4 protein-coding genes are annotated in these 6,228 nt (G+C 64.3%); 3 read left to right on the plus strand and 1 reads right to left on the minus strand.

From position 1 onward, the window contains the following. From ftsH to VFP86_17955, 3 genes are all read left to right on the plus strand, one after another. Positions 1–1,335, plus strand: a 1,335-nt coding sequence (gene ftsH, locus VFP86_17945; protein HET9001527.1) for an ATP-dependent zinc metalloprotease FtsH, incomplete at its 5' end; no start/stop codon positions are given. A gap of 663 nt (positions 1,336–1,998) precedes the next feature. Next, positions 1,999–3,036: a rod shape-determining protein gene (locus tag VFP86_17950; protein ID HET9001528.1), complete on the plus strand. Its 1,038-nt coding sequence runs from the start codon at positions 1,999–2,001 to the stop codon at positions 3,034–3,036. Positions 3,037–3,344: 308 nt separating this feature from the next. Next, a complete protein-coding gene (locus VFP86_17955) occupies positions 3,345–3,725 on the plus strand; it encodes a Rid family detoxifying hydrolase (protein ID HET9001529.1) in 381 nt (126 codons plus the stop codon). Between the two features lie 342 nt (positions 3,726–4,067). On the opposite strand, the gene VFP86_17960 is transcribed toward VFP86_17955, so the two are convergent. Beyond that, the coding region (locus VFP86_17960; protein HET9001530.1) for a glycogen debranching N-terminal domain-containing protein at positions 4,068–6,228 on the minus strand (2,161 nt) is incomplete at its 5' end.

Below are 6,228 nucleotides of genomic sequence, written 5' to 3' on the forward strand. Positions count from 1 at the left end.
GTTGGGCCGCCGGGCAGCGGGAAGACGCTGCTCGCCAAGGCGATCGCCGGGGAAGCGGGGGTGCCGTTCTTCTCGATCTCGGGCAGCGAGTTCGTGGAGATGTTCGTAGGTGTGGGGGCGAGCCGGGTGCGCGATCTGTTCAATCAGGCGAAGAAGTCGGCGCCGTGCCTGGTGTTCATCGACGAGATCGACGCGGTGGGGCGGCAGCGAGGGGCCGGGTTGGGCGGCGGGCACGACGAGCGGGAGCAGACCCTGAACCAGCTGCTAGTCGAGATGGATGGGTTCGCTCCCAACTCGGGGATCATTGTCATCGCGGCGACCAACCGGCCCGACATCCTCGATTCAGCGCTGCTGCGGCCGGGCCGGTTCGACCGCCGGCTCGTGGTTGACAACCCGGACACCAAGGGGCGGCGGGCGATCCTCGACGTGCACGCGCGCGGCAAGCCGATCGGCGACGACGCGAATCTGGACGTGCTGGCGCGGCGGACGCCGGGATTCAGCGGGGCCGATCTGGCGAACATGGCGAACGAGGCGGCGCTGCTCGCGGCGCGGCGTGGGAAGCAGCGGATCGGCATGTCGGAGTTCGACGAGGCGATCGAGCGGGTGATCGCCGGGCCGCAGCGGAAGAGCCGGATCCTGTCGCCGAAGGAACGGGAGATGACGGCGTACCACGAAGGCGGGCACGCGCTGTTGGGGAAGTTGCTGCCGCAGGCGAACCCGCCGCATAAGGTGACGATCCTGCCGCGGGGGATGGCCTTGGGCTACGTGATCGCGATGCCGGCGGAGGAGAAGTATTCGGTGACCCGGAGCGAGATCCTGGCCCACATCACGGCGATGTTAGGGGGCCGGGTAGCCGAGGAGATCGTGTTCGGCGAGATCACGACCGGCGCGGCCAATGATTTTGAGAACGCGACCGACCTGGCGCGGAGGATGGTGACCGAGTTCGGGATGTCAGACAAGCTGGGTCCCTTGACGCTCGGCACGAAGCACGGGCCGGTATTCCTCGGCCGGGATCTCTTCGAGAGCCAGAACTACTCGGACGAGATCGCGTATGAGATCGACAAAGAAGTGCGCCGGATCATCGACGAGTGCTACAGTCGGGCCCGGGCAGTCCTGACCGAGCATAAGGAGACGCTCGATCGGATCGCCAAGGCGCTGCTGGAGCGGGAGTCACTCCAGAGCGACGAGCTGGACACGCTGATTGCCGGCCAGCCCCTGCTCCCCGAAATTGCGTTGGCCCCGTCGACCCCGTCGCTGGTGTCTCAAGACGTAACCTCGGCCTCGTGTCCTGAGAAGCCGGTTCCGCCGACTCTCAAACCCGACCTTCAAGGCTAGGCCGCTAAACCCGACCGAGAGCTTTCAGGAGGCCGGGCTGATACCGCCGATACGATCAAAATCGGGCCCGGGCCTATCCCACTCGGCCCAGCTGGCCGCGGGCGCAGGTACTGCAGATACGATCAAAAATCGGCCCCTGCTACCAGTGCTACCACGGGGGCCTGCTCGTTCAGCGCGAACAAGCTCCTGATGTTTCCGCGAAGTTCGGACGACCAATCTTTCGGGAGTCGGCTGCAGGCCGTTTAGTGGCCGTGATGCCGCTTGAGGTCCCGAGCACTGCACGCCGAGTAATCGCACCAAGGACCAGCGCCGGCTCATCACCGAAATATTGCGGAAAGAGTTTATGGGGGGCGATGCGTGAAACGAGTCCGAAGGATAAAAAGGCTGAAACAGTCTGGGAAGTTGCGACGAAGGAAGCAGTCGAGGGAGCGCCGCATCAGAGCGGCGCAGTCCGCGATTCTCAAACATGTGAAGGAAGTGGGCGATTCACCGAACGCCACAGGATCCCTGCAAGCCACGAAGCCGAAATTCGAGAACGGCGTTGAGGACAATGAGGATCGCGATCCTTGTCCGTAGACACGAGATCCCCTGCGGGGACGAGGTACATCGCCGCCTCCACTGCCTTCGCCGATTGAGTGGGCTTCCTGTAGAGCCTATCTTCGGATGATTCTCAACAGGCTGTTGAGTCGGTTCACTCGGGACATGGGCATCGATCTCGGAACCGCCAACACGCTGGTGTACATGCGGCGCGAGGGCATCGTGCTGCGCGAGCCGTCGGTGGTGGCCAAACGGGTCGAAGGCGGAGAAGTCCTGGCGGTGGGGAACGAGGCGAAGAAGATGATCGGCCGGACGCCGGGCGATATTGTCGCCACCCGGCCCCTGCGTGACGGCGTCATCGCTGATTTCGACACGACGGTCGCGATGCTCAGGTACTTCATTCGAAACGGCCTGCGCGGCCGCAGCTTTCTCCGACCACGCGTGGTCGTCGGGATTCCCAGCGGTGTCACCGAGGTGGAAAAGCGGGCGGTCATCGACGCCACGCTCCAAGCCGGCGCCCGCGAAGCGTACCTGATCGAACAGCCGATGGCGGCCGCGATCGGCGCTGGGCTGCCGGTCTCCGACGCCGTCGGCAGCATGGTGGTGGACATTGGTGGAGGGACGACGGAGGTCGCCATCATCGCCCTCGGTGGGATTGTGACCGCGCGCAGCCTCCGAATCGCCGGGGACGAGATGGACGAAGCCATTATTCAGTACGCACGCAGGGCGTACAACCTTCTGATCGGCGAACGGACGGCGGAGGACATCAAGATCGCCGCCGGCTCCGCGTTCCCGCAGCCCGAGGAGCAGGCGATTGCGGTCCGCGGCCGCGATCTGGTTTCGGGGTTGCCCCGGATCGTGCGGATGACCAGCACGGAAATCCGTGAGGCGATAGCCGAGCCAATCGCCGGCATTGTAGAGGCTGTGAAGATGACCCTCGAGCGGACGCCACCGGAGCTCGCCGCCGATATCGTCGACCGCGGGATCGTCATGGCCGGGGGCGGGTCGCTGCTCCGCGGCCTCGATCGGCTGCTCGCCGAGGAAACGGGGATGCCGGTGACGCTTACCGATGACCCGCTGGGCAGCGTGGCGTTGGGGATCGGAAGGGCGCTCGAGGAGCTCGAGACCTTGAAGAAGGTGCTCATCGCGAGGAAGAAGTCCTAGAGGGTGCTGTGTTCTTCGACGCTCGGGCTAGCCGTGCGAACTTTCCGGATAGCGCGCGGCGATGACCGTGAAGGACAGAACTGCGATGCGAACGATCTTGGGCGGTGTCGTGGCGCTTACCCCGCGTCATTTGTTCGTCCGTCCCGTCCTGCGGCGCGAATTAGAGCGATCCCCTCAATGCCTTCATCCGGCGCTGAGCTGGATCCGGAGCGTGTCCAACTAGGGTGTGCTCTGGGGGTGGGCCATCGGCGATGCCCCGGTGTCGTGGACGCCGAGCGAATCTGGTCGTCAAAACAGGAGATGACACGATGTCGAAACGGATCATAAGAACGGAACATGCTCCGGTAGCCTCCTGGCCTGCTTCGCAGGCCGTCGTGGCCAACGGTATGATCTTCGTTGCCGGCCAAGTGGCGATCGACCCGCGGACCGAGCAGCTCGTTCTGGGAGATACCCGGGTCCAGACGAAGCAGGTGATGGAAAACATTAGGGCCGTGCTCGAGGCGGCCGGATCCTCGATGGACAAGGTCGTCAAGGCGATCGTGTTTCTGCGAGATCTGAATCACTTCGGCGCCATGAACGAGGTCTACTGGCAGTACTTCCAAGAGAATCCGCCCGCCTGGTCGATGGTGCAGGTCGGTAGGCTGCGCAGCGGCGCGGCGGTCGAGATCGAGGTCGTAGCTCTGAGCTAAAAGTGCCGCGCTGGCGGGGATGCTGATCCGCGTGCTGGCGGGGCAACCGGGGTCGCAACCCAATCGTCACGCCAGCGGGGACAGTCCACGCGAACGCGGCACACGGCCACCCAAAACTGGGAGCCCAATCCCCCCGGTTGCGGCTGGGAGACACATGGGTTGTCGATGTCGACTTTCGACCGGTGATCCAGTCCGTCGGTCGATCGATTCGGCAGGTTTGGAGCGGGGTCCCCTGGCTCCCCTGAGGCTCGGCTTGCTCCGACGATTTCAGGAAAGTGGCGGCTCTTGCCGTCCTGGGTCTTGACCCGCAGTAGCAACTCCAGTCCTGGGCTCCCATTGAGGTTACCCGTGCCGGACGACCTCGCTGTGGGGCACGACGGTCAATGGCCCCTCCACGTGCCGGATCTCGAACCGGGAGACCTTCTCTTCGCGCCAGCAGCGAAACGAGACACGGGCACGTCCCACCTGAAGATGTTCCACTTCAACCGAGGTCAACCAGGGCGGCAGGGCGGGCGTCAAGTAGAGACGCTCCTGGGGGGCGTCGGCGCGGAGGCCGAGGATGGCCTGCAACAGCAGGAACGCGCTTCCGGACGCCCACGCCTGGGGAATATTGACACCCAGATACTGTACGGGGAACCCAAGCGCTTTTCGCCGGTGCCCGGACATGAGCTCGGGCAGCCGGTACCCTTGGAACAGGCTGGCGGCGTCGAAAATGCCATGCGCGATCTGGCCAACCGCGGCGTCGTACCCGTAGCGCTTGCAGCCTGCGGCGATGAGAGCATTGTCGTGCGGCCACACGGAGCCGCGTTGGTAGGCGAAGGGGTTGAACGCCGGATGGGAGGCACTGAGCGTCCGGACGCCCCAGCCGCTCCACATGTCCTCGGCCAGCAGCCGGGCCACAACGCGCCCCGCTCGGGAGGCCGGGGCGATCCCCGACCACAGGCAGTGGCCGGCATTGCTGACGACGCTCGCGATGCGCTGCTTGTGGGCGTCGAGGCCAAACGCGTACGTCCCTTCGTCCTCCATCCAAAACGCGTCGTTGAACCGCTTGAACAGGGCGTCGGCTTCGGCGTACAGATGCGCGGAGCGGGCCTCCTGCCCCAAGGATGCAAATAGGGCCGCCATCCGCTGCTTGGCGTCATAGACGTAGCCCTGAAGCTCGCACAGCGCGATGGGCGGCTCCACGGGGCGTCCATCACCGTACACTATTCCATCACCAGAATCTTTCCATCCCTGGTGTTTGATGCCGCGGGGAGATCGCGTCCGGTATTCTTGAAAACCGTCGCCGTCACGGTCGCCGTAGCGGTCCATCCATTCCAGACAGCGCTCCGCTGCTGGCAGGTACGTGTCCAGCAGCGTGCGGTCCCCCGTCCACAAGTAGGTCTCGTGCAGCAGAATGGGGTAAAGAAGCGTGGCATCCGCGCTCCCGTAGTACGGGGTGTGCGGGATCTGCCCAAATCGAGCCAGCTCGCCGACCCTCAGCTCATGAAGGATCTTGCCGGGGTCGGCGTCGCGAAAGTCGTCTGCGGTCGTCGCCTGGTACGCGGCCAGCGCCTCCAAGGCCCCGAGGCTGAACGATCGGTCCAAGCTCAGCGTCTGCAGCCCGGTGATGATGCTGTCGCGACCAAACAGGGCCACAAAGTACGGCGCGCCGGCCGCGACCACGCAGGGAGTCCCGGGATTCTGGCCCTTCATCAACAGGGAGACGAGGTCTTCGGCCGCCTGACGTACGGTACGCGTCATCATGTCGTCGCTGGTGCGTACGTGCGTGACGGCTGCCCGCCATCGTTTCTCAAACCCCGTGCGGTCCTCTAGTCCCGCCAGATAACATCGGGGCGGCGGAGCGAACGCGACCCCATCGACCTCAGGAATCAGGTAGGCGCACATGTGCCAGGGTTCCCCGGGCTGGAGGATGATGTCGAACTGCAGCATGGATCCCTCGTGGCGGCCCGGAGTGGAGTATCGTTCGAGCTGATAGGTGAATCCGGCTCGATAGTTGTCCCGGGAGTACGCGGCGTGCAGGCGCTGATGCTCGGGATCCCACTCCGTCAAAATCGTGCGCCGAATCCTGGGATGGTGACTCCGCACCTCAAACAGATCAGCAAAGTCGGTTCCAAGCTCAATCTCGAGCGTGAGCTGTACTGGGACGCGTCGATAATTGACCAGGTCCAGCTCTTCGTGCACCCCGCCGGAGACGGCCCGCTCGACAGAAAACCCCACGATGTGTTTCGGGATCGGCCCGGACGCGCTCAACAACGCGGGATTGGTGAATTCGAACCGGGCGGAGGAATGCGACACAGGAGACGAGGTCACCAAGGACCATTTTCGCCCGTTGATCTTGTAGCGGTAGTGGGAGAGAAACCGGACATCGCGGGTGAACAACCCCTGTTCCGTGGCCCCCCTGACGACCCCGTCCAGGCCGCTGACCATGAAGGTCTGCCCCCGGTTGATTGTGATGACATCCGGACCAACCTTGATCCCGGTGAGCATCCATTCCCTCCTG

The sequence above is a fragment of the bacterium genome (assembly GCA_035703895.1).
Classification (GTDB): Bacteria; Sysuimicrobiota; Sysuimicrobiia; order Sysuimicrobiales; family Segetimicrobiaceae; genus Segetimicrobium.